This is a genomic window from Halomonas sp. SIMBA_159 (genome assembly GCF_046536035.1).
Classification (GTDB): domain Bacteria; phylum Pseudomonadota; class Gammaproteobacteria; order Pseudomonadales; family Halomonadaceae; genus Vreelandella; species Vreelandella venusta_A.
In genome coordinates, this window is the sequence record NZ_JAWJBT010000360.1 from 1 (window position 1) to 280 (window position 280).

Annotated in this window: 1 protein-coding gene; it reads right to left on the reverse strand. The window is 33.2% G+C overall.

The features are described 5' to 3' along the window. Nucleotides 1-200: hypothetical protein (locus tag R0J87_RS19610; RefSeq protein WP_498888345.1), on the reverse strand; the 200-nt coding region annotated here is incomplete at its 3' end. Nucleotides 201-280: the final 80 nt, after the last annotated feature.

Here is a 280-nt window from a genome sequence, read left to right on the forward strand (position 1 = left end):
CGCTGTTTATTTTTAGTCTCTGATTCTAAAAAATAAATTATCATATCCACTGAAGTATAGGTTTGGTTCCATTGACTACCCTGTCTCATAAATTGCAGATGTGAATAAAGCATAAACTCATCTGTAGTTAAGTGATAATCAGTTCCCCACGCAAACGCAACATTCGGCACTGTTATGAAGAATTTCTCGTTCATTTTCATCTATGTATCCCCTTTGGTATAATGAGTCTCTTTCTACTTTATGTATCTTGCATAGCTTTCACCTTAAATAATATGTATTT